Origin of the sequence: Roseibium sp. MMSF_3247 (assembly GCF_030733765.1) — a bacterium.
Classification (GTDB): Bacteria; Pseudomonadota; Alphaproteobacteria; order Rhizobiales; family Stappiaceae; genus Roseibium.
The window spans coordinates 1-26153 of record NZ_JASHII010000009.1 but is presented as its reverse complement, the minus strand read 5'-3'; the positions used below and the strand labels follow the sequence as shown (position 1 = coordinate 26153).

At 58.1% G+C, this 26153-nt stretch carries 25 protein-coding genes and 1 tRNA gene; 12 read left to right on the top strand and 14 right to left on the bottom strand.

All coding sequences use genetic code 11. From position 1 onward, the window contains the following. Window positions 1-25: 25 nt before the first annotated feature. The 5 genes from infA to RBB44_RS22675 all read right to left on the bottom strand — a co-directional run bounded on the left by infA (window position 26) and on the right by RBB44_RS22675 (window position 3140). Window positions 26-244, bottom strand: a complete 219-nt coding sequence (gene infA, locus RBB44_RS22695) for a translation initiation factor IF-1 (protein ID WP_006939340.1) — start codon at window positions 242-244, stop codon at window positions 26-28. 117 nt (window positions 245-361) lie between these two features. Further along, a complete protein-coding gene (locus RBB44_RS22690) occupies window positions 362-814 on the bottom strand; it encodes an arsenate reductase ArsC (protein ID WP_306150290.1) in 453 nt (150 codons plus the stop codon). Window positions 815-819: 5 nt separating this feature from the next. Next, window positions 820-1323 carry a UPF0262 family protein gene (locus RBB44_RS22685; RefSeq protein ID WP_306150289.1) on the bottom strand — a complete coding sequence of 168 codons (504 nt, stop codon included), beginning with the start codon at window positions 1321-1323 and terminating at the stop codon, window positions 820-822. A 30-nt stretch (window positions 1324-1353) separates the two neighbouring features. Continuing rightward, a complete protein-coding gene (gene hisD, locus RBB44_RS22680) occupies window positions 1354-2661 on the bottom strand; it encodes a histidinol dehydrogenase (protein ID WP_306150288.1) in 1308 nt (435 codons plus the stop codon). Between the two features lie 38 nt (window positions 2662-2699). After that, window positions 2700-3140: a DUF2948 family protein gene (locus tag RBB44_RS22675; protein ID WP_133953042.1), complete on the bottom strand. Its 441-nt coding sequence runs from the start codon at window positions 3138-3140 to the stop codon at window positions 2700-2702. 260 nt (window positions 3141-3400) lie between these two features. Here RBB44_RS22675 and RBB44_RS22670 point away from each other — a divergent pair, with 260 nt between their 5' ends. Continuing rightward, on the top strand, window positions 3401-3880 hold the full coding sequence (locus RBB44_RS22670) for a DUF3124 domain-containing protein (RefSeq protein ID WP_306150287.1): 480 nt from the start codon (window positions 3401-3403) through the stop codon (window positions 3878-3880). Between the two features lie 103 nt (window positions 3881-3983). Here RBB44_RS22670 and RBB44_RS22665 read toward each other — a convergent pair whose 3' ends face one another. The 3 genes from RBB44_RS22665 to RBB44_RS22655 form a co-directional block, all read right to left on the bottom strand. After that, window positions 3984-4547, bottom strand: a complete 564-nt coding sequence (locus RBB44_RS22665) for an imm11 family protein (protein ID WP_306150286.1) — start codon at window positions 4545-4547, stop codon at window positions 3984-3986. A 93-nt stretch (window positions 4548-4640) separates the two neighbouring features. Then, window positions 4641-5930, bottom strand: coding sequence for a UDP-N-acetylglucosamine 1-carboxyvinyltransferase (murA, locus tag RBB44_RS22660; RefSeq protein WP_306150285.1), 1290 nt, complete (start codon window positions 5928-5930; stop codon window positions 4641-4643). 152 nt (window positions 5931-6082) lie between these two features. Continuing rightward, window positions 6083-6262, bottom strand: coding sequence for a hypothetical protein (locus RBB44_RS22655; RefSeq protein ID WP_306150284.1), 180 nt, complete (start codon window positions 6260-6262; stop codon window positions 6083-6085). A gap of 394 nt (window positions 6263-6656) precedes the next feature. On the opposite strand from RBB44_RS22655, the gene RBB44_RS22650 reads away from it, so the two are divergent. Beyond that, window positions 6657-6731 (top strand) — tRNA-Thr (locus RBB44_RS22650). A gap of 516 nt (window positions 6732-7247) precedes the next feature. On the opposite strand, the gene RBB44_RS22645 is transcribed toward RBB44_RS22650, so the two are convergent. Then, a complete protein-coding gene (locus RBB44_RS22645; RefSeq protein ID WP_306150283.1) occupies window positions 7248-7436 on the bottom strand; it encodes a hypothetical protein in 189 nt (62 codons plus the stop codon). 410 nt (window positions 7437-7846) lie between these two features. Further along, window positions 7847-8764 (bottom strand): LysR family transcriptional regulator, encoded by a 918-nt coding sequence (locus RBB44_RS22640; RefSeq protein WP_306150282.1) that lies wholly within the window; start codon window positions 8762-8764, stop codon window positions 7847-7849. A gap of 96 nt (window positions 8765-8860) precedes the next feature. Between RBB44_RS22640 and RBB44_RS22635 the strand changes: the two genes are divergently transcribed. The 5 genes from RBB44_RS22635 to RBB44_RS22615 are packed head-to-tail and all read left to right on the top strand — an operon-like array spanning window position 8861 to window position 14629. Beyond that, window positions 8861-10312 (top strand): aldehyde dehydrogenase family protein, encoded by a 1452-nt coding sequence (locus RBB44_RS22635; protein ID WP_306150281.1) that lies wholly within the window; start codon window positions 8861-8863, stop codon window positions 10310-10312. Beyond that, window positions 10312-11292, top strand: coding sequence for a membrane dipeptidase (locus RBB44_RS22630; protein WP_306150280.1), 981 nt, complete (start codon window positions 10312-10314; stop codon window positions 11290-11292). Before RBB44_RS22635 ends, RBB44_RS22630 begins: the two co-directional genes overlap by 1 nt. Continuing rightward, window positions 11289-12971 (top strand): hypothetical protein, encoded by a 1683-nt coding sequence (locus tag RBB44_RS22625; protein ID WP_306150279.1) that lies wholly within the window; start codon window positions 11289-11291, stop codon window positions 12969-12971. The genes RBB44_RS22630 and RBB44_RS22625 overlap by 4 nt, the downstream gene beginning before the upstream one ends. Then, on the top strand, window positions 12968-13603 hold the full coding sequence (locus RBB44_RS22620; protein WP_306150278.1) for a DUF3726 domain-containing protein: 636 nt from the start codon (window positions 12968-12970) through the stop codon (window positions 13601-13603). The genes RBB44_RS22625 and RBB44_RS22620 overlap by 4 nt, the downstream gene beginning before the upstream one ends. Before the next feature lie 12 nt (window positions 13604-13615). Further along, on the top strand, window positions 13616-14629 hold the full coding sequence (locus RBB44_RS22615; RefSeq protein ID WP_306150277.1) for an Ldh family oxidoreductase: 1014 nt from the start codon (window positions 13616-13618) through the stop codon (window positions 14627-14629). A 104-nt stretch (window positions 14630-14733) separates the two neighbouring features. Here RBB44_RS22615 and RBB44_RS22610 read toward each other — a convergent pair whose 3' ends face one another. The 4 genes from RBB44_RS22610 to RBB44_RS22595 form a co-directional block, all read right to left on the bottom strand. Continuing rightward, window positions 14734-15795, bottom strand: coding sequence for a glycine betaine/L-proline ABC transporter ATP-binding protein (locus RBB44_RS22610; protein WP_306150276.1), 1062 nt, complete (start codon window positions 15793-15795; stop codon window positions 14734-14736). A gap of 13 nt (window positions 15796-15808) precedes the next feature. Beyond that, window positions 15809-16840 carry a proline/glycine betaine ABC transporter permease gene (locus RBB44_RS22605; protein WP_306150275.1) on the bottom strand — a complete coding sequence of 344 codons (1032 nt, stop codon included), beginning with the start codon at window positions 16838-16840 and terminating at the stop codon, window positions 15809-15811. A 104-nt stretch (window positions 16841-16944) separates the two neighbouring features. Further along, entirely contained in the window at window positions 16945-17919 is a 975-nt protein-coding gene (locus tag RBB44_RS22600) for an ABC transporter substrate-binding protein (protein ID WP_306150274.1), read from the bottom strand. A 361-nt stretch (window positions 17920-18280) separates the two neighbouring features. Beyond that, the gene (locus RBB44_RS22595; RefSeq protein WP_306150273.1) at window positions 18281-19267 is read right to left on the bottom strand and encodes a GlxA family transcriptional regulator; all 987 of its coding nucleotides are present in this window, start codon (window positions 19265-19267) and stop codon (window positions 18281-18283) included. A 106-nt stretch (window positions 19268-19373) separates the two neighbouring features. Here RBB44_RS22595 and RBB44_RS22590 point away from each other — a divergent pair, with 106 nt between their 5' ends. From RBB44_RS22590 to RBB44_RS22570, 5 genes are read left to right on the top strand one after another with little or no spacing between them, the layout of a single operon-like run. Then, window positions 19374-20624 carry a sarcosine oxidase subunit beta family protein gene (locus RBB44_RS22590; RefSeq protein WP_306150272.1) on the top strand — a complete coding sequence of 417 codons (1251 nt, stop codon included), beginning with the start codon at window positions 19374-19376 and terminating at the stop codon, window positions 20622-20624. Window positions 20625-20640: 16 nt separating this feature from the next. Continuing rightward, a complete protein-coding gene (locus RBB44_RS22585) occupies window positions 20641-20928 on the top strand; it encodes a sarcosine oxidase subunit delta (protein WP_306150271.1) in 288 nt (95 codons plus the stop codon). Next, window positions 20925-23882 (top strand): sarcosine oxidase subunit alpha family protein, encoded by a 2958-nt coding sequence (locus tag RBB44_RS22580; RefSeq protein WP_306150270.1) that lies wholly within the window; start codon window positions 20925-20927, stop codon window positions 23880-23882. The genes RBB44_RS22585 and RBB44_RS22580 overlap by 4 nt, the downstream gene beginning before the upstream one ends. After that, complete coding sequence (locus RBB44_RS22575; RefSeq protein ID WP_306150269.1) at window positions 23875-24474, top strand: sarcosine oxidase subunit gamma; 600 nt, start codon at window positions 23875-23877, stop codon at window positions 24472-24474. The genes RBB44_RS22580 and RBB44_RS22575 overlap by 8 nt, the downstream gene beginning before the upstream one ends. Before the next feature lie 36 nt (window positions 24475-24510). Further along, on the top strand, window positions 24511-24801 hold the full coding sequence (locus RBB44_RS22570) for a hypothetical protein (protein ID WP_306150268.1): 291 nt from the start codon (window positions 24511-24513) through the stop codon (window positions 24799-24801). Window positions 24802-26153: the final 1352 nt, after the last annotated feature.

The window sequence follows — 26153 nt, the reverse complement described above, 5'->3', positions numbered from 1 at the left end:
CTGCCGGCGCAAGGCGACCTGCCGCTTACTTGAAGCGGTAGGTAATCCGACCCTTGGTCAAGTCATAGGGGGTCATTTCGACAAGAACCTTGTCGCCCGCCAAGACGCGGATGCGGTTCTTGCGCATACGTCCAGCCGTATGTGCGATGATCTCATGATCGTTTTCAAGTTTTACGCGGAACGTCGCGTTCGGCAACAGTTCTGTCACGACGCCCGGGAACTCCAGAGCTTCTTCTTTGGCCATTTGATATCCTGATTATGGCGGGCCTTGCCCGCAGGTGCCGCGGAACCTAGCTGATTAGGCTCAGAATGTGAACCATTCTTTCGCATCGGTCCCAAAGCGATGTTTGACGTCGCTCTATCATCCGCTCGGCGGGGGTGTCCAGTTCAACCGTTTCTTGATCCGCATCATCAGCATGTCCCGCACTGCACGGTATTCATTGAGGATCTGCTCCCGCGAACCGGTTGCCAAAGTCGGATCCATGGTGGGCCAATATTCGACATCAACCGCATCGGTCCGGGTCAGATCGAGAGCCCAGTGGTGCGCCTCTGGAGCAAGCGTCACAATGAGATCAAAGCCGCTATCTTCGAGCTCGAGATAGCTCTTGGGGCGGTGTGCACTCATGTCGACGCCGATCTCCGCCATCACTGCATCCACAAAGGGATCGAGTTTACCGGCACGCACCCCGGCCGACTTTACATAGACCTGTCCCGGGAACAGCTTTTGCGTCAACGCTTCGGCCATGGGGGAGCGCACGGAGTTCATTCCGCACGCAAACAAAACCGCAGTCGGACGCAGGTCCGGCCCGGCCACAGACCTTAGCCCTTCCAGTGCAAGGCGTAGACGAGGGTGAACAACCGCCGGGCGGTTGCCATATCCACCTCGATTTTTCCCTGAAGACGCTCCATCAGGATCGCGGAGCCTTCGTTGTGCACGCCGCGGCGGCCCATATCGATAGCCTCGATCTGGCTGGGAGTCGCGTGGCGGATCGCCTCATAATAGCTCTCGCAGATGAGATCGTAGTCCTTGACGATCTTTCGCAAGGGGGTGAGTGAGAGAACGTGGGTGACCACCGGCTGGTCGTCTTCGGTTTGGATCTGGAAGACGAGCTTTTTCTCAATGACCGACAGGTTTAGAACGAATTTCGCAACTGGATGTCCGACCGGTTGAAAACAGTTTTCCTCGATTAAATCGTAAATAGCGACCGCGCGGTCATGCTCCACTTCCGGTGTGGAGCGGGCAATCGAGGCTTCGTCCAGCACCACGTCCACCAAACGGCCGCCCGCTGTTTCCGCAGAACTTTCCGATTGTGCATCGCTCATGCTGTCAAAGCCTTTCTCAGAACACCCTGCCTACATGTTCAGTCTGATGGAAACAGACCGCGCATGCGCCGACAAGCCCTCCGCTTCACCTAGAGCGATAGCGGCAGGACCAAGCGCACGCAAGTTTTCTGCGTTGCACTTGAGAATTGACGTGCGTTTGACGAACTCCAGCACCGACAAACCAGAGGAAAACCGGGCCGATCTTGCTGTTGGCAACACGTGATTGGACCCGCCTACATAATCACCGATCGCTTCCGGCGTATGATGGCCCATGAACACAGCGCCCGCATTGCGCACCTTGTCCAAAAGCTGCTCCGGATCTTCAACGGCAAGTTCCAGGTGCTCCGGCGCGAGGCGATTCGCGAGCGGCATCGCGTTGTCGAGGCTGTCGACCAGGATGATCGCGCCAAAATCCTGCCAGCTGGCACGGGCAACCTCTTCGCGCGGCAACGTCTTCAGCTGGCGCTCAACCGCACCCGCAACGTGGTCTGCGAGCGCTGCATCATCCGTAATCAAAATAGATTGGGCGACTGGATCGTGTTCAGCCTGGGCCAGCAAATCGGCAGCAATCCAGTCCGGGTTGCTGTCCTTGTCGGCAATCACCAGAACTTCGGACGGACCAGCGATCATGTCGATGCCAACCGTGCCGAACACGCGGCGCTTGGCGGCGGCGACAAACGCATTGCCCGGCCCGACAATCTTGGCAACCGGCTGGATGGTCTCCGTGCCAAAGGCCAGGGCTGCGACGGCCTGCGCACCGCCAATGCGGTAGATTTCGGAAACCCCAGCGATTTTGGCGGCTGCCAGAACAAGCGGGTTCAGCACATCATCCGGGCTCGGCACGACCATGACAATGCGCTCAACACCAGCCACCTTGGCCGGAACGACATTCATCAGGACAGAACTTGGATAACTTGCCAATCCGCCCGGCACATACACCCCAACCGCCTCGACCGCCGTCCAGCGGGAGCCAAGCTCAACGCCGATCGGATCGGTGTAGCGATCATCTGCCGGGAGCTGACGTTTGTGGTGCGAAAAAATCCTGTCATGCGCCAACTGCAGAGCGTCCAGTGTTTCTGCCGGCACTTCAGCAACCGCCGCGTCGATCTGCGCTTGCGTGACCCTGAGGTCCGTCATTTTAACGGCATTCAGGCGGTCGAATTTCGCGGTGTATTCCAGAACGGCCTGATCGCCGCGCTTTCGAACATCTTCAAGAATATCCCGGACGATCTGATCGACATCTTCCGACGCTTCCCGCTTGCCAGCCAGAAGTTCGGCGAAACGGGCTTCAAAATCAGCGCTGGTATTCGTGAGGCGTTGGACCACGCAACTCTCCATCTCGATTGGCGCTCAAAGCGCCAGCAAATCTTTTTTGTTCAGGTAAGGTCGTGCTGCGGCAGGTTTGGTGTCGACCAGGCAGCCCCCAGATCAGACAATTGGGCCTCGATGCACTCTACGTCCAGTTGGATGCTGGATCCTCCGGAAAAGGCGAGCTCAATCTGACCGGCCGGCGCGTCTTCTGCCGGCTTAAACGTAACCGCCAGCAATTCCAGTACAACGTCCTTGGCGTCCTGCTGAATTTTCTGGGATTTCATGCCGGTCACACGCGAGACCGCAAATGCTGACCGGCGGCGCTCATGTTCCTTGCTTCGCTTGTCGGCCTTCTTGTCCCAGACGAACCGGTTCATGACGAACACGGCCCTTTTTTCCTTTGGCAGATACCGGATATCCGCAATGGTGATCACGGCGTCCTGAACATGGGCGGAAAGAACCTGCAGGTCTTCCTCATCCAAAGCGGCAAGTTTCAATTGATCCATGGTGCTCAAACAAGTGTCCGTTTGTCGTGGTGTCGCGGCACTCATGTAGGGTTCTCCGCGCCAACTCCAAGGCTGATGACCTAGCCGGGATTTTTTAGAATGGCAACAAAGGAACCGTCGTTTCAGTCAGGGACAGACGGGAATTGGCCGTTGAAATGCTCGAACGAGCATTTCAGATGGAACAAGCGCAGAAGATCAGCTCTTCTCATTCTTGACCATTCCTGCAAAAGTTTCCGAAGACAGATAGGAACAGTTGCACCATGCGCTTCAGCACAAGACTTTTTGCCCTCGCATTGATGCTAAACGCATCACCGGCGCCCACAGCTTTGGCCGATGATCTGACAAAAGCCTTCGCAGAAACAATTTATGTGCCGGCCTACTCCAGGATTTTTTCCTTTCCGGACCGGTCAGAGCTCCTGGCCGCAACACTGACTGTTCACAATGTCGATCCGCAGACCCCGCTAACCGTAACCAAAGTCGATTACCACGGTGAAGACGGCAAGCTCCTGAAAAGCATCTTGGATGCACCGCTGCGCCTGGAACCGCTGGGCTCGGCCAGTTTTCTAGTCCCCAGCAACGACACCACCGGCGGTGTCGGCGCGAATTTCCTCGTGGAATGGTCGGCAGACCAGGGCGCCTTAAGCCCCTTGACCGAAGCGGTCATGGTGACCGGGCCCGGAACTCCGGGCCCATCTTTCACCTCCCGCGGGCGCGTCATCAGCCGGACGGCGGCTGAGTAGGATAAGCTATGCGCTGAGTTTGGCCGTCAGCGAGCCGCAACCCAAATTGCTTCATCAAACAGGCGCAAGAACAACAGTGCTCATAAAAATACCTCGTCGCAAATCAGCGGCTGAAAACAGTCGCGATAGCCCAGTTCTTTGATTTTTCCGAATAGCTCATCCGACAGAAAAAGTCGCGATAACTCGCTTTTTTCTCTTTCCATAAGTGGATGCTCTGTGTGTGAGATCTGTCCATTACAATTGAGTGATTATCGCGTTTCAGAATGAATGCTTTGCCACCATCGTATTTCTCGATCTCCTTGTAACGAGATCTATTCAGAATAACGGAATCAAAATCCTGCCCGTGTTGCAGGAAATAGTAGGGCTCTTTTGCCGGAGCCCCTTTGGAAAAGATCAACTCAGTAGGAAGGAAATTATGAACCCCTGGCTCAACGCTTTCGACGAGATCCTTGAACCGTTGGGACACGATCCACTCACCGCCGCCTAGAGATAGTACAAACCGAGCGCAATCGGAAACATCTCTGTCAAGCGTTACACGAACAGGAACATCACGTTCTGTGAACCTTGGATCAGAGTGGGATAGGCTTCCTATGCGACGCGGCCCTTCGGGGCCCCATTTTTCTTCCAACCCAAATTCTTCATTCACCATAGCCACAAGCCAAGCCATGCCTCATTCCCTCCCGCGTTTGCCAAAGGTGGCGCGGCCCGCTCCTGGCCGGGACGGCGGCGCAGCCGGGGTGTCTGTCTGTTCCGGTACGTCCTACCCGGAAATCCGCTGGATTTGGGCGCCGCAGCGGGTGAGCTTGTCTTCCAGGCGCTCAAAGCCGCGATCGAGGTGATAGACCCGGCTGACGGTGGTTTCGCCTTCCGCTGCCAGTCCGGCAATCACAAGCGACACGGACGCGCGAAGGTCTGTTGCCATCACCGGCGCACCGCGCAGGGTGGAGACGCCCTCGACAGTGGCCGTGCGGCCATCAATCGCGATCTGGGCGCCAAGTCGGGCGAGCTCCTGAACGTGCATGAAGCGGTTTTCGAAAATGGTTTCGGTGATCCGGCTCTTGCCGCCGGCCTTGGTCATCAGGGCCATGAACTGGGCCTGAAGATCGGTCGGGAAGCCCGGGAACGGTTCTGTCGTGACATCGGCCGGCTGAATTCCGTTGCCGTTGCGATAGACCTTCAGACCTTCATCGGTCGCGGTGATTTCAGCACCGGTCTGGCGAAGCGTATCCAAAGCACTTTCCAAAAGGTCGGTCCTTGCGCCCTGCAGCAGCACATCGCCGCCCGTCATGGCAACGGCCATGGCATAGGTGCCGGTTTCGATCCGGTCCGGGACGACGGCATGGTGCGCGCCATGCAGGCGCTGAACGCCCTGAATGCGGATGGTCGAGGTCCCCTCGCCTTCGATCTTGGCCCCCATCGCCTTCAGGCAGCGGGCCAAATCAACCACTTCCGGTTCACGGGCGGCATTGACGATTTCGGTTTCGCCCTTGGCCAAGGTCGCCGCCATCATGATGGTGTGGGTCGCGCCGACCGAAACACGCGGGAATTCAACCCGTCCGCCGGTCAAACCGCCCGGTGCCTTCACAACGACATAACCGCCTTCGATTTCAATATCCGCACCGAGGGCTTCCAGGCCCTGGATAAAGAAGTCCACCGGCCGCGTGCCGATCGCACAGCCGCCCGGCAGTGAAACGCGAGCTTCGTGCATCCGGGCAACCAACGGGCCAACAACCCAGAAGCTGGCCCGCATCTTGGACACAAGCTCATAAGGCGCCGTCGTGTCCACGATCTCACGGGCTGTCAGGTTCAATGTCTGCCCGGCCAGATCGTCCTGACCGTTCCGCTTGCCATTGACCGAATAATCAACACCGTGATTGGAGAGGATCTGCATCAGTTGGGCGACGTCGCGCAAGCGCGGCACGTTCGACAGCGTCAGGGTTTCGTCGGTCAACAGGGACGCAATCATCAAGGGCAGTGCGGCGTTCTTGGCGCCGGAAATCGGAATGATGCCGTTCAGCTCCGCGCCGCCGGTGACTTTGATGCTGTCCATGTTTTTCCCCGAACCCAAGCCGCAAAGCCGCGGCGTTCCCAAGAATTTTTTAATCTAGAACGTGCGATCTACACGCAACTTATGGCCCTTGCAAGGCAGGCCATTGGCGCAGTCTCGCCGATGGCGCAAGGTCTCGCTAAGGATCGGCAGGTTTAATCCGCCTTGGATTTGCGCGCAGCCGATTTCCGCCGCCGCAAATTTGCACGCAGGGCTTCGGCTAGCCGGTCCTCGCGGCTTTGAGGTGGCGTCTTTGCACCGCCTGGTTTTGAAGCTGCGCTGGCCCCGGTTTCCTGTTTCGCAACATCCTGGCTTGGCTTGTCTTTTTCACTCATGGCTTGGCTTGTGCATTAAAAGAGGATCGCAACCTATCAAGGGTCCGCACGCCAGGTCAAAGGCATTGGGATCAGCCGCCCTTCAAGGGCTTTATACAAAGGACACCTATCCTGACTTGTTCCCACAGGAAAGGAACTCTTGCCTGAAATATCCACAGCCCCGCAACCAAGGAAATCTGAACGGATCGGCGGCATTGCCGATGAAAACCAAACAGTGGATCCTCCGCTCTTCCAGATAGACTGAAAAAAATCGCAAACGGCGCTTGCGTCCCTGGACCGCTTATGGCAAAAGCCCCCTCATTCCGGGCGGCCACGCTGCTCGGGGCCAGCACTTACGTCCCAAAACACTTGTTTTGCCGACGCTGGGTTGACCAGAAACTGGTCCCCAAACGATGCTGCCGTAGCTCAGGGGTAGAGCACTCCCTTGGTAAGGGAGAGGTCGAGAGTTCAAATCTCTCCGGCAGCACCATTAAATCACTTGAAATCATAGAGAAATTGCACGCGACCAAAATCGGCGTCCTGCAGCAAATGGCAGAACAAAGCAGGATATTCCGCCTATTGTGGCACGTTTCTGACACGCGGGTTTTTGGAATGTTCTCAGTGTCGGCCGTCGCAGCCGCTGTAATTTCGGCATCGCTGAGGACAGCGTGAGCGGCCATCACTTCTACATCGGATTGAAAAAATAAAGACTGCACCGAAGCCAGCTAGCTTTAGGGTCGGCCGCGCTCGGCGTCGTGTAACGTATGCACGCAAACAAGTCCGTCACATGCGTCAGTGCCACCGTTGACGGGTGTTTCTCGACCAAGGTCTGATTGGAGCTTTTCTTTGCGATGGAAGTGCCATTTCTGAACGGCTGCTCAGATCGAGACGAGCCGAACGCCCAATGTTGAAGAAGGGCGGTAACTGTGAATTCGCCGCGTTATGCACAGAGGTCCGGACTGCGGACAAAGCTCCCTGATGCAGATGCCGCGAGATTTATCTGCGCTTAGCGACCAAATCCTAAAAACAACTCGCGGGGGCGCGGCTCGATTTCCCCGAAGCATGCAATTGTCACGTTAAACTCGCGGAAACCAAAACCGTCTGTTCGCCGCGCATCGTGCCCTGTTTCAATTGACGACAAAATGGCCAGTGCATGCCCAGCATGTGTGACCGGGAATTTGCGATAGCGCGCCATGAAGAGCATCTATTCGAATGCCATTTCGCGGGAAAACGTCCAAACTTGCCTATGACAGGGAAAACAGTAGCAATTGACCGTTCGGATTGGCGGCATGAGCGCCAAGAGATGCCGGCTTTTTTCACGACAATGATTGTTGCCTGGTGATCTCCATAATCGTTGGGGCCGAAAACGCCGCTCGAATCCGATCTGCGCCACGGCGTTGCGTGGTTGGACTGCGATGCGGTTTCCGTGATTTATGCTGCGCCGATCGATCTCAATTACGAGCCACGCAGCGTTTCAGAACACCTCCCAAATCTGGTTTCTGTTTCCGAGCCGCCGGGTGTGAGCCGCACGAGCAGGAACGCCCCTGGCGTGGAACCAATAGATGAGTAAAGACGCCGCCGGATGCACCTAACTGGCTGCTATTGTCAGTCAAAGATCAAATCCGGCCGCCGGTCTCCGCAGCTGATTGACCGGTTCCAATCAAAATCGCGCAGGAAATCCCTCAACTCCTCGGCAAATTGGGGAAACAGCGCCTTTTCAGGCATGAGCAGCGAGACCTGGCGCCTGTCGGGCAGGTCTGCCAATTCCCGAAAGGCGAGGTCGGGGCTCATGAACTGTGTGACGGATTGTGGCAGGATCGTTACCCACTGGCCGGTGCGAACCATGGCGATGAGAGACATCGTGTTCTGGACCGAAACGCGCGATCCCTTAATACCCTCGCGGAAAGCCGGAGTTTCGATCATGCTGATCAGGTCGTTGCGGATGAAGGCCCCGGAGATCACCTCCGCGATGGTTGGTGTCGCTTTCTGCCGGGCGAGCGGGTGATCTGCGGCGCAGAGCAACCCGAAACGATCAGCAAACAGCCGGACCTCGCTAATCCCGTTGATCCGGTGCTGGCCGGAAACTATCCCAACGTCCGCCTGGCCGCGAACCAGTGCATCGATCACTTGTTGCGTATTGGTGTCACGTAATTCGATGCTGAGGTTGTCGTGGCGGCCGGTCAGCACTTCGATCGCAGCGGGAAAGACCTGCGCAGCAACCGACGGGATCGACGCGATCCGCAGCAGTCCCTCCGGCGATCTCGCGCAGGTCTCGATAGCTTCGAGCGTGTAATCGAACTGTTTGAGCTGGGAGCGCGCGAGCTCGAAAACCTGCTCACCGAGCGTGGTCAGGCGGTTTTTCCGGTCGCTTTCGAACAACCTGTCACCGAGAATTTCCTCGAGCTGTTTGAGCGTCATCGAGATTGCGGACTGGGTGCGGCCGAGCCGGGTGGCGGCTTCAGCGAGATTGCCGATCTCGGCAACCGTGGTGAAACATCGCAGCATTTCGATCTTTATTGCCACACTTCAATCTCCCTGAAATTATTTTCAATAATTTTAGTTTGACTGATGTCCAGATGGCAATACATTCTGCCGAGAAAACCAGTCCGAGGTTGGGGAATGACGCAAACCAAATTGAATTTCATCGCCGGTGCGTGGGTCGCGGGCGAGAGCGAGATCGAGAACCGCAACCCATCGGATCTGAGCGATCTGGTAGGCATCTTCACCCAGGCAAGTCAAGGCGATCTGGAAGCGGCGCTTGCGCAAGCCAAACAGGCGCAGCGCGAATGGGTCGCTTATGGGCTGGAGCGCAAGCAGGCGGTGTTGATGAACATCGGCAACGAGCTGATGGCGCGGGCCGAAGAGCTTGGCACGCTGCTCAGCCGCGAGGAAGGCAAGCCGCTGGCCGAAGGTAAGGGTGAAGTCTATCGCGCCGGGCAATTCTTCACCTACTACGCGGCGGAATGCCTGCGGCAGATCGGCGAAAATGCCGACAGCGTCCGTGCCGGTGTGGAAATTGACGTCCGCCGGGAGCCTGTCGGCGTTGTGGCGGTCATTTCGCCTTGGAATTTCCCAACCGCCACGGCATCGTGGAAGATCGCTCCGGCTCTGTGTTACGGCAATGCCGTGGTTTGGAAACCTGCCAATGTCACCCCGGCATCCGCTGTCGCCCTGACCGAAATCATTGCAAAACAGGATATTCCAAAAGGGCTCTTCTCCCTTGTTATGGGATCTGGCCGAACCGTCGGTCAAAAACTGGTAGAAAGCCAGGTTGTCGATGCTATTTCGTTCACCGGCTCCGTACCAGTCGGCAAAAGTATTGCTACGTCTGCCATCCAGAACTTGACAAAGGTGCAGATGGAGATGGGGTCAAAGAACGCGCTCGCGGTTATGGAGGACGCCGATCTTGATCTTGCCGTCACCCTCGCGCTTGGCGGTGCATTCGGAGGCTCGGGTCAGAAATGCACCGCCTCTTCCCGTCTGATCGTCCATGACGCGATACACGATGCCTTCGTAGACCAGCTGATTGCGGGCGCAAAAGCGATGAAAGTGGGTCACGCACTCGAAGAAGGGACACAGATGGGGCCGGTGGTTAGTGACGATCAGCTTCAGGAAAATCTGGCCTACGTCGAACTTGGCAGGTCCGAAGGGGCGGAGCTTGCCTGCGGCGGATCCCGGCTCGAACGGCCGCACAAAGGCTATTACATGTCCCCGGGCGTCTTCCTGAACACGACGAATAACATGCGCATCAATCGGGAGGAGATGTTCGCGCCGTTGACCAGCGTCATCAGGGTCGGCAGCTATGACGAAGCATTGGCCACCGTGAACGATACCAATTTCGGCCTCACTTCCGGCATCGTCACGCGTGATTTAGCCCGGGCAACGCACTTCCGGCGAAATGCCCGGACGGGTGTCGTCACGGTTAATCTTCCGACTGCGGGCACGGACTACCATGTTCCGTTCGGCGGGCGCGGTGACAGCTCCTACGGGCCGCGTGAACAGGGTAAGGCGGCAGCCGAGTTCTATACCACCGTCAAAACCGCATACATCAGCGCGGGCAGCCCGGTCTGATGCGCATCGACGGCCTGCAATATGCCAATTGGTCGGAGAAGATCTTCCGCCAATTGCGGGAAGGCGGCGTCGATGCGGTGCACGCCACCATCGCCTATCACGAGACCTTCCGCGAGACGGTGCTAAACTTCGAACAGTGGAACCGGTGGTTCGAGCAATACCCCGACCTAATTGTTAAGGGTCAATGGGCCTCTGACATCGACCGCGCCCGCGAGAGTGGACGCACTGCCATCTTCTTCGGCTTCCAGAACCCGTCGCCGATGGAAGATGACATCGGCCTGGTCGAAATCCTCCACAGCCTCGGGGCCCGCTTCATGCAGCTAACCTATAACAACCAATCGCTGCTGGCGACCGGGTGTTACGAGGACTACGATGCTGGCCTGACACGGATGGGCCGGGAGGTGATCGCCGAGATGAACCGGGTTGGCCTAGTGGTGGACATGAGCCATTCCGGGGACCGTTCGACCATCGAGGCTGCCGAGCACTCTACTCGCCCGATTGCCATCACACATGCCAACCCGCACGACTGGCACCCGGCGCTGCGGAACAAGCGCGACAAGGTGATAAGCGCGGTCACGGAGAACGGTGGAATGCTCGGATTTTCGCTTTACCCACATCACCTGAAGAACAGCACGGCCTGCACGCTGGAAAGTTTCTGCGAAATGGTAGCACGTAGCGCCGAGCGCTACGGTGCAGAGCACCTCGGGATCGGCAGCGATCTTTGCCAGGATCAGCCCGACAGCGTGGTCGAGTGGATGCGCATGGGGCGCTGGACCAAGACAACGGATTACGGGGAAGGATCGCCCAGCAATGCCGGGTTTCCGCCCATGCCCAACTGGTTCCAGGACAACCGCGACTTCGGGAAAATCGAAGAAGGACTTGGCGCGACCGGCCTGAATGCGGACGAAATCGCGGGTATCATGGGCGGAAACTGGTATCGTTTCTTCCGCGAGAATTTCGGGCCGGAGGACAGCGCTTGACCGAGGCCCTGACCATCGCACGGCGTGACCCAGCGCGTGTCATGCGCTTGAAACGGCTTGGGTCGCTGCATCAGTGCCGCTTGAGTTTCATGCGCATTCTTACGAGACAAATGGCCCGTGACCGCTGGTCATTCTCGCGCACAGTCTTTGAAATCGACGAAAACGGCGTGGGTCGCGCGGTCTATTCTGCGACGGGGCCAGAGCGCACCTATTCGCTTGTCGCCTTTGCACACGATCTGCCTGCCGAGAAGCGGTCGGACCGAGTCATTGCAGAGGCATGGGACGCGACCTTCACCTTGTTTGATGGGGTGCCAACCGACTCTGACCTTGACCGTCTGGCGGCGAACGTTCCGCTTCAGGAGGCGGGTCGCGTTAGCGAAACCGAACTTTCGCTCTCGCGGGCCAACCGCTCTGTCCGGCTCTGGGAACATGTCGTCGACGCGCTTGCCGCAGGGCGCCAGCCTGAAACCGAGAGAATAGCCGATGTCGGATACCTGATGCGCACCACCGCCGTCTATGGCTCAGGAAAATTCGGCGCAGCAGATCGTGCAAATATTGCAGCACGGCCAGAAATGCATGTGCCCTTCCAAGCCGAGATGCTGTCGGTCTATCTCACACGGACTTTCGTGCGCGATCTCGTGCAGCACATGGCGCATGCGAAGGGGGGTGTAAAGTCCGTCACGCTCGATCCGTCAATTGCCCGCCAGTTGGGGATTGGCAATTCCACCGGGCTCGGAATGGCACCCTATATCGTGAACCACCCTGTGCTGTTCAACAACTGGATTATGGTCCGCGAGGAGGCAATTGCCCGTGTACGCGCGGTGAAGCGGGCACGTGAAGAAGAAGTTCGTGATTTCCGGGCCATCCTCAAACGGGCGGAGATGTCTCTACGGAATTGGCGCTCCGAGCACGAAATACAGATCGAAAAGCTCAGCCGGCTGTACCGGGACCTGACAGTGCTGAACGCTGAGATCGCGGATTGCGACTTCAATCAGCCCTACCCCTGGAACCGTCTCATGGACTGGGCAGAACGCACGTTGAGCGAAGAGGGTGAGGAATTGCTCGCCTCGCTAATTCTTGAGCCCCACGCAGCACTTGTTGACGGGTTGGCAGATTGCATGGCCGACGACCGAGATGAGACGTTCCGGATCGATGGAAGCATGCACGTGGCGGACCTGCGTGAGCTGATCGAAGACAATTTCAGTTGGGCGCTCGATCTGGACTGGAACGCACAGGTGAACTGCGCGCGGGCCTGGTACGTTTCTGAAGAGAAGCTTGAGCCACGATTGGGTGAACGGTTCGAGGAGCCAATAGAACCCTATGAACAACCGCTTGCCCCCGCCCGGGACGCAGCCGCGGCCTATTGCACATTGGCAGACTGGGACACGGAACAAACCGTCGCAGACTTTCTGCTGCAACACCCGGAACACCGGCATACCGTGCGCCGCGCACAGCTCAGCCGATACGCACCGTATGGTGAGATCCGTGACAACACTATCGCCGTGGATGTTTTGCCGATCGATATGCTGCGCGCAAAACTTTCGTTCTTTGGTGCGACCCATTTTGATCCGCGCTCGGACCGGTGGGTGCGGATATGCATGTTTGCTGGTGCGCCCTATCCCGAGGAACTTTCAGAGGAAAACGCCGACCAGTGGGTTTACCCGGAAAGTGCTCCATGACGCTGTCTTTGAACGAGGTCGAGGCTCTGGCCAAAAAAGCGGCACGTGGAGCCGGTTACTCTTGGGGCCTGGCGGAAGAAGCCGCCATGGCTACCCGTTGGCTGTGCGCACGCGACATCGACGGTTGTCGGGAACTGGCCGAACTCCTGGCCGCAAGAGACGGCAACGGCTATGCGGACAGCGCACCCGTGCTTGGTTTGTCGTGGATTTCGCGGGGCGACTGGCTTTGTCCGGTTGCGACCGGCTGTGCTCTGTCTGATCGTGCAGAGGCCTTGAGCAATAACGCTTTGCGGATCGAAAACGTCAGGCGGCCAATCCTGCTGGCGCCGTTTGCAGCATCGTTCGCACGACATCTCAAGAAATCTCTGGTGCTATCATGGGAGGGCGCCCAAATCGCCACGGACGGTGAAACGTTCCGAGTTGTGGGCGAGACAAACGTGACTGTCGCAACCGTTTCGATCGGGTTTCAGCAGGTATTCGAAGCTCCTTCAGTGCAATCTCATTCAAAGCGAGCGCGGCCGAACGAGAATAGCCGCGCCATTCTCGAACGTTTTGCACATCGAACTTATGCGCCTGCGACCGACACCTCCCGCCTGTCGGGTGCCGGTGCAGGCATTTCCGACAACGACTGAACCGAGGATGTCATGAGCGACACGCAATCTCTGACACTTGCTGAAATCGAGGATCTCGCCTTTCGTGCGCTGGTCGCCGCAGGGACCTCGGAGGAAAATGCCCGGCCTCTTGCTGTTGCAACCGCGGCGACCGAGGCCGACGGGGTAGCAAGCCATGGGCTGGCCTATATCCCGATCTATTGCGAGCATGTTCAGTGCGGCAAGGTCGATGGCAAGGCGGTGCCGATACTCACTCAGCCACGAGCCGGGGTGATCTCGGTCAATGCCGCGACCGGGTTTGCGCATCCGGCAATCGACATCGGCTTCGAGGCCTTGATCCCGCGAGCGTGCGAGCTTGGCATAGCGGCGCTGGCGATCCGGAACAGCTACAATTGCGGCGTACTTGGCTACCACACCGCGCGCCTCGCCAGTGCCGGGCTGCTCGGGATCGGCTTCACCAACGCACCGGCTTCGATCGCGCCGTCGGGCGGGTCGAAACCTGTGGTCGGCACCAATCCGTTTTCCATCGCAGCCCCCGGCACTGACGGCGAACCGGCCGTGTTGATCGATCAGAGCGCCAGTACCATTGCAAAGAGCGAGGTGATGAAACACGCTCGCGAGGGCCGACCGATCCCAGTGGGTTGGGCTCTCGATGCAGACGGCAACCCGACTACTGATCCCAACGTGGGCCTGAAAGGTTCGATGGCGCCGTCGGGTGGTTACAAGGGGGTCGGCGTCGCGCTGATGGTCGAGATGATGGCTGCTGCGATGACCGGGGCAACCCTCGGCATTAATGCCTCGCCCTTCTCCGGAGCCGTCGGTGGTCCTCCGAAGACCGGGCAGTTCTTCCTCGCAATTGACCCAGCCGCCACTTCGGGAGGAGACTTCGCCGCCCGTATGACGGATCTCGTTGCCGCGATTCGGGATCAAGAAGGCGCGCACCTGCCCGGTGATGGGCGCGCGGCGAAGCGGATGCAGGCCCGCGCACACGCGGTTGGCGTCAACCTGGCCACACTCGACAGGATCGAGGCGATCCTCGAAACCTGACCGGCAGGCGCCGCAAACGCGGGCGCGGTGAGTTCAAACCAAACGAAACCCGGGCCATCATTAGATGGCCGGGTTTGCTTTTCGTCGTCAAGTAGGCCTGCGCTTCAGTACTTCCTCGCGCCAGCTTCCGAGGCCATACGCGGCACTAAGGCGCGCACGAGCTCGGTCATGTCGAGCGTTCCCACCGCTGCGCCGTCCTTCATCACGATATAGGAATGCGATGTGTCGCCACCAGACTGGGCAATCATGCTTTCGAGGGTGTTGTCGTAGTCGACTTCCCCGTGGGCTCCCGGCGGCACCGGATTGCCGTCGAGCGGCGTCATGATCGAGCGCACCTTGAGCACACGGGCGCGGTTGATGTCGCTGACGAAGTCTTCGATGTAAGGGTCGTTGGGGTTCAGCAGGATATGCTGCGGTTCGCCTTGCTGAACAATGGAGCCATCCTTCAGAATGACAAGGTGATCGGCCAGCTTCAGCGCCTCGTCGAGATCGTGGGTGATGAACACAATTGTCTTGTGCAGCTCGGTCTGAAGCTCGAGCAGAAGGTCCTGCATATCGGTGCGGATCAGCGGGTCGAGTGCCGAAAAGGCTTCATCCATCAGCATGATCGGCGAGTTGGAGGTCAGCGCGCGTGCGATGCCGACACGCTGCTGCATCCCGCCGGAAAGCTGATGTGGATAGTGGTCGCCGAACCCCTGGAGACCGACCCGTTGGAGCCATTTCTGGGCTTCGACCACGAACTCCTGCTTAGGCACGCCGCGGACCTGGAGTGTGGTGCCGGCGTTGTCAACCACCGTTCGGTGCGGCAGGAGCGCGAATTTCTGGAACACCATCGACATGGCCTCGCGGCGGAGCTGGCGGAGCTTCTCCTCGCCATAGGCTAAGACGTCCTCGCCATCGATATCGATCTCACCCGCGGTGGGTTCGATCAGCCGGTTGAGATGGCGGATGAGGGTCGACTTGCCCGAGCCGGACAAGCCCATGATCACCGTGATCTCGCCTTCGCGCATATCGACGTTGATGTCTCTCAGGCCGAGCACATGGCCATTCTGTTCCAAAAGCTCCGACTTGGTGGTACCACCATACACGCGGTTCAGCGCGTCCTCTGGATTGGCACCGAAGATCTTGTAGAGATTGCGGATCGAAATCTTGATCTTGTCGCTCATGTCGCCGCGCCCCTCAGTGCTTCTGTGCCGCGTTCACGCGGTCGAGCGCCGCCTTGGTGACGCGGTCGAGAATGATGGCCAGGAGCACGATGCCAAGGCCCGAGATCAGACCAACGCCAAGCTCGAGGTTGCGGATACCGCGAAGCACGAGCACGCCCAGCCCTGGCGCCGAAACCAGCGATGCGATGACTACCATGGCGAGGCTCATCATAATGGTCTGGTTCACGCCCGCCATAATGTTGGGCAGCGCCAGCGGGATCTGCACGCCGAACAGCTTCTGTCGGCTGGTCATTCCGAAGGAGTCTGCGGCCTCGATCACGTCCTTGTCGACGAGCCTAATGCCGAGGTCGGTCAGACGGATTACCGGCACGATCGCGTATAGGATGATGGCGATGCCGTAAAGCTTCGGTTCAGTGACCGAGAACAAGAAGATCAACGGGATGAGATAGACAAATGGCGGTAGCGTCTGGAGCATGTCAAGCACAGGGATCGTCATGCGTTGCAGCCTGTCGCTGCGTGACATCGCAATGCCGATGGGGACCCCCAACAGAACGCAAAGGAAAGCACAGACGAAAATGATCGCTAGGGTCTGCATCGCGTAATCGTAATGATCGATAAACGCCAGGAACGCTAGGCAGGCGATGACGAAGGCCACCAGCCGCATCGACTTTGACGCGAAGTAGACCACCACCATCAGGAGCGGCAGCATGATCCACCATGGTGTGACCTCGAACAGCGCGAGCGTTGATTCCAGGATCCAGCTGAGCGGCTGCGTAAGCGGGTCGAGGACGAAGCGCAACGCGTCCTTCATCGCAAGGAAGCCGTTTTCAACGCCCTTGGTGACATCGCGCGTTTGCACGATCGGCGCACAAGCTTTGTTCAATTCGTCGAGCGAGGGGAATGGAAGGTTCCAGATAGAGCTTTCCTCGCGGGCGCCGCTTTGCGCAAGCAGGTCCGCCATCGACATCGTTGCATTACCGGTATTTCCAGTGTCGCACCAGTCTCGCAACCCGAGGCCGTCAAAAACGAAATCATATGTGGCCATGACGAAGTACCCCCCAACGACAACGGGCCGGTCCCGCCCCGCTAACATAGATAATCGGAGTAGGAAGCGCCGCCGCACAAATCGTCAGCGGCGGCGCTCTGAGATCATTTAATGAAGGCCGCGAGTTTTTCGCGTGCAGCGTCGTTGACCCATTGCGACCAGACACCCGAATGGTTGGTCAGGAAGTACACGGCAGCTTCCTCAGCCGAAGCGCTGTTTTCTTCCTGCCAGGCGAGCACCGAGCTCAAGAGCCCCGTCTGGAAACTGACTTTGCCCATGAGGGCGGCAATCTCTGGCTCTTTCTCGGTCAGAGCAGCGGTCGCAACGGTAAGGACCGGCGCCGGCGGGAAATCCGAAACGCCCGGATTCGCGGTGTCTTTGTTCTGGTTGCTGGCGTGAATGTCGGCATCAACGGCGCCGATCGCGACCTTGGTCATCGCATATTTGCCGAGCACCGCGGTGGGACCGTAATAATATCCGAACCACGGTTCTTGGTTTTCGTAAGCCGCCGCGATCGAGGTCGCGAGGGTTTCACCCGAACCGTGGTCGAAGACTTCCATGCTATTGCGCATACCGAGCGCGTTGATCAGGTTGTCATTGACGATCCGGCAGCCCCAGCCATCGGGGCAGTTGTTGAAGCGTCCCCCGACAAGCTCCGGATTGGCCATCACGCCTTCGATCGTAGACAGCTCGGGATGCTTTTCGGCCAGGTAGCTGGGGATCCACCATCCTTCGACCCCACCGGGATCGAACACGTCGGCCAACCGGGAGACCTTGCCATCGGCTTCGAGCTTTGCATAGACGTCGCCGGTCGAGTTGAGCCACAGCTCAGTGACGATGTCGGGTTCGCCGTTCTCGGCCAGTGATGCCACCGAGGTGGTCGTTGCGGACGGCACTTTCTCGACCGTGCAGCCGTAACCCTGTTCCATCAAGAACTTCGAGACCTCGGTGATGATCTGTGACGAGGCCCAGTTCATTTCGGTGATCGACACGTCGCCGCATTCGGCTTGGGCCGCAGTTGCAGTTGTCAGTGCAAAGCCGGTCGCAAGGCCAGCCAAGAGTTTAATGGTATTGTTCATGTCTTACTCCCTTTGGATGTCCGCTTGCCTCGCCTGATTTCTTTCTTGTGCTCTCGGGCGCAAACCGAACTGTAAAAAGCTTAGGTCAGGCCTAAACTTCATACAATTCGAAACAATTTATTCTAATTTCAGTTTTTCTGAAATTTCAGGAGCGTGAACGGGCGGTGGGTGAGGCGATGTTGCGGACCGATGCTTCGACTGCCGGCAGAAACGAAGCGTCCTAGGAGTCGGCCGACAAAAACAGGTAAACCTTGGGCCCGGTGCACAGCACGATCACGCCGACCTGACGGTTCCATGGAATACTTCGGCAAGGCGAACGAGTTCGTGAGCGGCGTAAAGCGGCCCGGGACAGAGGTGTTCCCTATCCGGTTTGTTTATTGCGCCTTTCTGACGGGGACAGAGCGAACTTGGAGCGGTAGGACTTGGCAAAATGACCTTGGTTGACGAAACCGGTTGTCATTGCAACTTCCATGAGCGGCAATCTGGTCTTGTGGACCAGTTCATCGGCTTTCTGAAGCCTCAGGTCCATATAACATTGCATGACCCCCTTGCCGAAGTCCTCATCAAACCGGCGTTGCAATTGACGGGGCCCAATACCCGACAGCATCGCGATCTGATTAAGGCTCAACGGATCGGCAAGGTGGTTTTCCATGAGTTCAAGGGCCGTGAGAACCTTTGGATGGAGCTGCTTATCGTGTCCGGCATAACCGGATTTTTGCGGCGCGTTGGCGGCGCGGATGCCGGTGTGAATAAACCAGTCGCTGACCGCGCACGCCAATTCCGCACCGTGGCTCGACCGGATCAAGGCGTGCATCATGTCCAGCGGCGCAACACCGCCCGCGCAGGTGTAACGGTCCCGGTCCATGACAAACAGCCGGCGTTCAATCAGAAAGTCGCCGGAAAGCGTTCTCAACTCCTCAAAGTGTTCCCAATGTACCGTGAAACGGCGGTTGCGAAGTGTGCCGGCCTTGGCCAAGAGAACCGCGCCGCTGGAAATCCCACCCAGAGGCAATCCATGGACGCCAAACCGTCTGAGACGTTCGATCACCTCTTCGTCGTCAAAGCTCATTGGATTGCCGCCGGCAACCACAAAGAGGATGTCGATCCGGTTAGCGGCGTTTTTCAAAGGTTCGGTCTCGAACATTGCGCCACAGGAAGAGATGGCTTGCCCGCCGCCTTTGGAGAAGAACTTCACATCGTACAGCTGTTTCCCGCTTAATAGATTTGCAGCGCGCAGCGGTTCGACAGCGGAGGACGCCGACATCATGGCGAAACCGTCGATAAAGAAAAAACCGATTCTGCGTAGGTCGTTGCCTTTGGCAGCCTTCAACTCGGGATCTTGGGTCATGCCTTCTCAATATCAATGGCGTAATTGGAAAACAATACGGCAAGAATAGAGAAGACTGATTTGTGTAGTCCGGCAAACTCATGTCACGAAATCTGGCGAGGTGATCGTGACATATTCAGGCTTCAGGCTGATCAAGGAGGCTCTGACGGGGCACAAGGGGTGGAAGGTCGCTTGGCGGGACCCCGAGCCGCAGCCCCATTATGACTTTGTTATCGTGGGCGGCGGCGGACATGGCCTGGCAACGGCACACTATCTGGCCAAGGTGTATCGGAAATCCAGCATCGCGGTTCTGGAAAAGGGGTGGATCGGCGGCGGAAACGTCGGTCGGAACACCACGATCATCCGCGCCAACTATCTGCTTCCGGGCAACGAGCCATTCTACGAGCATTCCCTAAGGTTGTGGGAAGGTCTGGAGCAGGATCTCAACTACAATGCCATGGTTAGCCAGCGCGGAATCATGAACCTGATCCACACCGATGCGCAGCGCGATGCATTCCGCCGCCGCGGTAATTCGATGATCCTGCACGGCTCCGATGCCGAACTCCTGGACCGGGAGGGGGTTCGGCGAGAGGCGCCGTTCCTGAATTTCGACCATGCGCGTTTTCCCATCAAAGGAGCCTTGATGCACCGGCGCGGCGGGACCGTGCGTCACGATGCGGTGGCCTGGGGCTATGCCCGCTCGGCCGACCGCCATGGCGTGGACATCATCCAGAACTGCGAAGTGACCGGCTTCAGGATCGAGAACGGCAAGATGCGCGGCGTTGAAACGTCCCGCGGCTACATCGGGGCCGGAAAGGTCGGCGTTGCGGTTGCCGGATCGTCCAGCAAGGTCATGTCCTTTGCGGGCATGCGCTTGCCCATTGAAAGCCACGTCTTGCAAGCCTTCGTCTCAGAGGGGCTGAAGCCGGTCTTGCCGGGGGTCATCACCTTTGGCGCCGGCCACTTTTATGTCAGCCAGTCGGACAAGGGCGGGCTGGTCTTCGGCGGCGATATTGACGGCTACAACAGCTATGCGCAGCGCGGCAATCTGCCGGTGGTCGAGGACGTGTGCGAGGGCGGTATGGCCTTGATGCCGATGATTGGCCGGGCGCGGCTGTTGCGCATGTGGGGCGGCATCATGGACATGTCCATGGACGGTTCGCCCATCATCGACCGTACGCCTGTCGACGGCCTCTATTTCAACGGCGGCTGGTGCTATGGCGGCTTCAAGGCAACACCGGCATCGGGCATGGTCTTTGCCCACCTTCTTGCAAATGACAGGCCCCACGACACGGCGATCGCCTACCGGTTCGACCGTTTCGAAAAGGGGCTGATGATCGACGAGCGGGGCGCCGGTGCCCAGCCGAACCTGCACTGAGGGCGAGACGAAAAAGATGATCATTCCGCACCCGATTTTGGGGCCGAGAGACGCCCAGGAGTTCGTCTATCTTGGAGATGCCTCGCTGCTGAACCGGCCGGACTGGCAAGGTGATAACGCGGCCCGCGAGTTCTGCGACTATCAATACTTGCGGGGCAACCCGGCAGGCATCCACCGGGAACTGTGGTTCCATGAACAAGGCGACCGGTCCTGGCTGGTGGTCACCCGGGACACCACGACCCACGAAATCCTCAAGGCCGAGCTGGCCCGTGATGTTGCCAGAGCCGGGGGAATCGCCAAATGAGCCAGTTGAACCGCCTGTCTGGCGGACTGATCGACCGGTCCAGCCCTTTGACCTTCACGTTCGATGGCCGGAATTTTTCGGGTTTCAAGGGTGATACACTGGCGTCCGCGCTTCTGGCGAACAACGTCCGGCTGATGGGCCGAAGCTTCAAGTATCACCGCCCACGCGGGATCGTCGCCTCGGGGTCGGAAGAGCCGAACGCACTGTTCGAGGTGCGGTCCGGGGCCCACCGCGATCCCAACACACGGGCAACGGTTGCGGAGCTATTTGACGGGTTGACGGCGGTCAGCCAGAACCGCTGGCCGTCGCTCCGCTTTGATGGCATGGGCATCAATGATGCGTTTTCTAGTTTTCTGACCGCCGGCTTCTACTACAAGACCTTCATGTGGCCCAAGGCCTTCTGGGAAAAGGTCTACGAGCCGGTCATCCGGCGGGCCGCGGGCCTCGGCGCGCTGTCCATGGAGGCAGATCCCGATACTTATGACAAAGGCTTCCTGCATTGCGATCTTCTGGTGATTGGCGCAGGACCGGCCGGTTTGGCCGCGGCTCTGACCGGAGCCAGGTCCGGTGCCCGTGTCGTCCTCGCGGATGAGGACTTCGAACCGGGCGGCCGCCTGACATTGGAAAACATGGAGGTGAATGGCAAACCGGCCGGTGAGTGGCTGGCCGCGGCACTGGAGGAACTACGCGCGTCCAGGAACGTGCGCATTCTGTCGCGGACAACGGTCTACGGCGCCTTTGATCACGGCGTTTACGGTGCCTTGGAACGGGTCTCCGAGCACCTTGGTAATCCGGATCCGGATTTGCCGCGCCAGATCCTGTGGCGGATTCATTCCAGACAGGCGGTGTTGTGTGCCGGTGCGACGGAACGGCCGATCGCCTTTGAAAACAACGACCGTCCGGGCATCATGCTGGCCGGGGCCATGCGGGCCTATGTCAACCGCTGGGCAGCCGCGGCCGGCACCAGGATCGCCGTCTTCACCAACAATGACGACGGCCACCGGACCGCGCGGGACATGCTGGCCAAGGGCGTGGACGTGGTAGCGGTCGTTGACGTCAGGCCGGATGCGCCCAGGACCGGCGATTATGAACTTCTGGCCGGTGCCAGGGTCGTGGATACCGGCGGACGTCTGGGGCTGAAGGAAATTCAGGTCCGTCTGGCCGACGGCAGCTTGCGGCAGATCTCCTGCGGTGCGCTTGGCGTTTCCGGCGGCTGGAACCCGGCCGTGTCGCTGACCAGCCATCAGCGGGGGCGACCCGTCTGGCAGGACGACATTGTTGCGTTCGTTCCCGGACCTTCATTGCCGGTCGGCATGAGCGTTGCCGGCGCCGCAAATGGGCGGCTGTCGACACACGGTGCCTTTGCCGATGCAGCAGAAAAGGCGGCCAAGGCACTTTCGGCCACCGGGTTCCAGGCAGCCCCGTTTCCTCTCCCGGTTGGCGAAGACAGCCCGGTGGCTGTTTCCGCGTTTTGGCACACGGGCGAAGGCAAGGGCCGGGCGTGGCTCGATTTCCAGAACGACGTGACGATCAAGGATGTCAGGCTGGCGCATCAGGAAGGTTACAAGTCCGTCGAACACCTGAAACGCTACACCACGCTTGGCATGGCGACCGATCAGGGCAAGCTGTCTAATCTGGGCGGACTGGCCGTCATGGCGGAACTCACCGGCAAGTCCATTCAGGACACCGGCACGACGATCTTCCGTCCGCCATACACACCGGTGCCCATCGCCGCCTTCGCCGGCCGGTCGCGCGACGAGGATTTCCGCCCGGTCCGCCATACGCCCAGCCATCGGTGGGCCGAGGAACAGGGCGCGGTCTTCGTGGAAGTCGGGATGTGGCTGCGGGCGCAGTGGTTCCCGCGCGAGGGGGAAACCCATTGGCGCCAGAGCGTTGACCGGGAAGTTCTGGCGGTTCGCAAGTCCGTTGGGGTTTGCGACGTGACGACCCTCGGCAAGGTCGATGTTCAGGGCGCGGATGCGGCGCAATTTCTCAATAAGGTCTATTGCAACGGGTTTGCTAAACTGCCGGTCGGCAAGGTTCGGTATGGCTTGATGCTGCGCGAGGACGGCATGGCCATGGATGATGGAACGGCGGCACGCTTGGCCGAAGACCATTTTGTCGTTACCACCACGACCGCCAACGCGGTTGGTGTTTACCGGCATATGGAGTTCGTGCGCCAGTGCCTGTGTCCGGATCTGGATGTTCAGCTGATTTCAACCACGGAGGCCTGGGCGCAATATGCGGTGGCAGGCCCCAACTCGCGGGCACTGCTGCAGAAAATCGTGGACCCGGAGTTCGATCTGTCGAGCGAGGGGTTCCGGTTCATGGCATGCGGCGAAATCACCATTTGTGGCGGGGTGCGCGCGCGCCTGTTCCGGATTTCCTTTTCTGGGGAGTTGGCCTATGAACTGGCTGTTCCGGCCCGGTATGGCGACAACCTGATGCGTGCCCTCATGACGGCCGGCAAGGACTTCAATGTCACGCCCTATGGCACGGAAGCCCTCGGTGTTCTCAGGATCGAAAAGGGGCATGCGGCGGGCAACGAGCTGAACGGACAGACATCCGCAGCCCATTTGGGCATGGGCCGGATGGTCTCGACCAAGAAAGACAGCATCGGTGCGGTCCTGTCCCGGCGAGAGGCGCTGAGCGATGCAGATGGCTGGCGTCTGGTCGGCCTGGAGGCAGTGGAGGCAGATGTGGATCTGCCGGCTGGAGGCCATCTGTTTGAAAGGGGCAAGCCGCATCAAGCCAGCAATGATCAGGGCTGGATCACCTCTGCGGCCTATTCGCCGCACCTGGAAAAATCGATAGCCCTTGGATATCTTCTAAAGGGAGATCAACGGTTTGGCGAGGAAATCGAGATCGCCAACCCGATTGAGGGCACGACGCACAAGGCAAAAGTCGTCAGCCCGCATTTTATCGATCCGGAAGGGGAGCGCCTGCGTGCCTGAGTTTCAATTGAAAGCAAGCCCCGCCCTTGGCGGCACGGCGGCCGGAGCGACGGAAATCGGCCCGTTCCGGCTGGAAGAAAACACCGGCTTTGCCTTGGCCTCGCTTGCACTGCGCACGGGCGATGCACGGGCTGTCCGATCCGCCGTAGACCAGGTGTTGGGCTTCGCTGCGCCGGGGCCTGGCTCCTATGCAGCCGGCGATGAATTCGCCGCTTTCTGGATGAGCCCCGATCAATGGATGGTGTGCGCATCGCTTGACGGCAACGAGCTGCTGGCAAGCCAGTTGCAGGACAAGCTTGGGGGACAGGTCTCTGTCAGCGAACAAAATGACGGCTGGGTCTGCCTGGATGTGGAAGGGCCGGACCTTGCAGGTGTCTTTGAGCGTCTGGTCAACGTGGATGTTCATGACCTCAAACAGGGCACGGCAGTCCGCACCGTTATCGAGCATGTCGGCTGTTTTCTCATTTGCCTGGAGAGCGGACATCGCTACCGGCTGTTTGCCGGGCGGTCCTTTGCCCACTCGCTCCATCATGCGGTCGCGGCCGGCCTGCGCTCAACTGTTGCGCTCAACAAGCTGGAGCCGGCCCGGTAAGGCTGTAGTCCTCCCCCACCTGAGTGGTTCGTCGTTATGTTTCAGAAAACGGAGGATTTCGGTATCTTTTGCAGCCCTGACAACCAGCCTGGACAAATTGCCTATCACATCCTTGAGCGTGCTGACGGAGAATGGGATGCGCTTGTCTCGTCCGATGGTACGCAGATCCGCGCAATGACGGCAAACAGCTATTCCGGTAATTCAAAACAACTAAGCGGTTTTGTGGTGGCATTGCTCGGCGAAGATGGCTCTAAAGTCCTGGACTACAGGGACGGAGACAGCAGTTGGCTGGAGCAAGGCGAAACCCGCTACAATCCATGCACTTAAGCGGATGGCCATAAAGGGCTTGGGCCACATGCCCGCCATTCTAGATACTTTCCCCTGTTCGAGTCTGTCGCGCCGCGGCTCTGAAATACCTTCAAAGCCAGACCCTTTACGAATTGCGCTGATCCCAACGGGGGTGCTGGTGTCTTGTGGTTTGATCGTGCGCCCTTTGACATCTGTGTTGAACGCGGGTGGTCTAATATAATTGGCCACTATCCATTTCATCTCGACGCTTGGCCGACCGTCGATTAGGGAACGCCGAGCTGCCATTGATTGACACCCCTGCTTTCGGCTGCGCTGGGCCGGAAGCGACTACTCACACTTCGGGCTCAGAACGGACCTCTTCTGCGGTTCCAACCAATGTCCGCTTCGGGCCGAGAGTTCCAATTCACTTTTGGGGCGGAGAGCAATTATTTGCTGCGGAGAGGACGAAGGTCCGAAGTACGGACAATCTTGCCTTTTGACGAAGCACATCGCTACACAGCTGGATTATGGTGGCCCCAAGCAGGTGATCGTGGGTCGCTAGAGGACAGTAGATCAACACAGAGCCGATAGATTATCTTACCATGTCATAGACGACATGCTTGGTTGCAAACACAAGTTAACGGATCTGTTCTGCTTTATAGCCGGTTCTTCAACGCCATCAAGAAGCTCCCTCCCATGATCGTCGAAGCAACCGCCAACTTGAAGCAGCATGAAGGGCCGTTCAGACATAAACACAACGTCAGGTCTATGTTCACCAAAAATGTCGCAAAGAACAAGTACGTAAATATCAGGCGTCAGGTCGATTTATTTCCTCAAACTTTGGCGAGACCCTGGAATCAATATTGCTATTCAAAATATAAAAAATCAGCCAATTAATGAATATTTCATATCTTGATATTATTATTTAGGGTTGAATTAAAGCAGGGATTTCATTGATGAAATTAACAATTATCCACTGCGACAAATTGGAAAATTTGGCAACATGCCAGTTCTTAAGCGTGTTCTTTCCTGTAAATTATATGCGGCCCGAGGCCGCCAATCCTATAAATCTAAATGGAACGGATATCATACTAATCGATTTTTCGAATGTGACCGCCAGTGAATGCAAGATTTTGGAAAGCCGTTGGAATTACTTAAAAACTTTCCCGATTTTATGTCTTGTGGATCAGTATCAAGGAACTGAAATTGAATTTGCTCGACGGTTGCAGATCGAGAACATTATTTGCAGGACTCACGGCATCTCACTTATTACGTCTCAAATTCAAATCCTAAGTAAATTAGATAATAAATCGAAAATAATCTCCAATATATTATAGTATTAAAATACACGCCAAATAATATTATGAGCTGTGATATTATTATTGATATTG

Excerpts from the sequence above, each read along its gene's own strand:
- infA (WP_006939340.1), bottom strand. The coding sequence starts at position 244 with ATGGCCAAAGAAGAAGCTCTGGAGTTCCCGGGCGTCGTGACAGAACTG.
- RBB44_RS22685 (WP_306150289.1), bottom strand. The coding sequence starts at position 1,323 with ATGAGCGATGCACAATCGGAAAGTTCTGCGGAAACAGCGGGCGGCCGT.
- hisD (WP_306150288.1), bottom strand. The coding sequence starts at position 2,661 with ATGGAGAGTTGCGTGGTCCAACGCCTCACGAATACCAGCGCTGATTTT.
- RBB44_RS22675 (WP_133953042.1), bottom strand. The coding sequence starts at position 3,140 with ATGGATCAATTGAAACTTGCCGCTTTGGATGAGGAAGACCTGCAGGTT.
- RBB44_RS22670 (WP_306150287.1), top strand. The coding sequence starts at position 3,401 with ATGCGCTTCAGCACAAGACTTTTTGCCCTCGCATTGATGCTAAACGCA.
- RBB44_RS22665 (WP_306150286.1), bottom strand. The coding sequence starts at position 4,547 with ATGGCTTGGCTTGTGGCTATGGTGAATGAAGAATTTGGGTTGGAAGAA.
- murA (WP_306150285.1), bottom strand. The coding sequence starts at position 5,930 with ATGGACAGCATCAAAGTCACCGGCGGCGCGGAGCTGAACGGCATCATT.
- RBB44_RS22655 (WP_306150284.1), bottom strand. The coding sequence starts at position 6,262 with ATGAGTGAAAAAGACAAGCCAAGCCAGGATGTTGCGAAACAGGAAACC.
- RBB44_RS22645 (WP_306150283.1), bottom strand. The coding sequence starts at position 7,436 with ATGGCGCGCTATCGCAAATTCCCGGTCACACATGCTGGGCATGCACTG.
- RBB44_RS22635 (WP_306150281.1), top strand. The coding sequence starts at position 8,861 with ATGACGCAAACCAAATTGAATTTCATCGCCGGTGCGTGGGTCGCGGGC.
- RBB44_RS22630 (WP_306150280.1), top strand. The coding sequence starts at position 10,312 with ATGCGCATCGACGGCCTGCAATATGCCAATTGGTCGGAGAAGATCTTC.
- RBB44_RS22620 (WP_306150278.1), top strand. The coding sequence starts at position 12,968 with ATGACGCTGTCTTTGAACGAGGTCGAGGCTCTGGCCAAAAAAGCGGCA.
- RBB44_RS22615 (WP_306150277.1), top strand. The coding sequence starts at position 13,616 with ATGAGCGACACGCAATCTCTGACACTTGCTGAAATCGAGGATCTCGCC.
- RBB44_RS22610 (WP_306150276.1), bottom strand. The coding sequence starts at position 15,795 with ATGAGCGACAAGATCAAGATTTCGATCCGCAATCTCTACAAGATCTTC.
- RBB44_RS22605 (WP_306150275.1), bottom strand. The coding sequence starts at position 16,840 with ATGGCCACATATGATTTCGTTTTTGACGGCCTCGGGTTGCGAGACTGG.
- RBB44_RS22600 (WP_306150274.1), bottom strand. The coding sequence starts at position 17,919 with ATGAACAATACCATTAAACTCTTGGCTGGCCTTGCGACCGGCTTTGCA.
- RBB44_RS22595 (WP_306150273.1), bottom strand. The coding sequence starts at position 19,267 with ATGACCCAAGATCCCGAGTTGAAGGCTGCCAAAGGCAACGACCTACGC.
- RBB44_RS22585 (WP_306150271.1), top strand. The coding sequence starts at position 20,641 with ATGATCATTCCGCACCCGATTTTGGGGCCGAGAGACGCCCAGGAGTTC.
- RBB44_RS22580 (WP_306150270.1), top strand. The coding sequence starts at position 20,925 with ATGAGCCAGTTGAACCGCCTGTCTGGCGGACTGATCGACCGGTCCAGC.
- RBB44_RS22570 (WP_306150268.1), top strand. The coding sequence starts at position 24,511 with ATGTTTCAGAAAACGGAGGATTTCGGTATCTTTTGCAGCCCTGACAAC.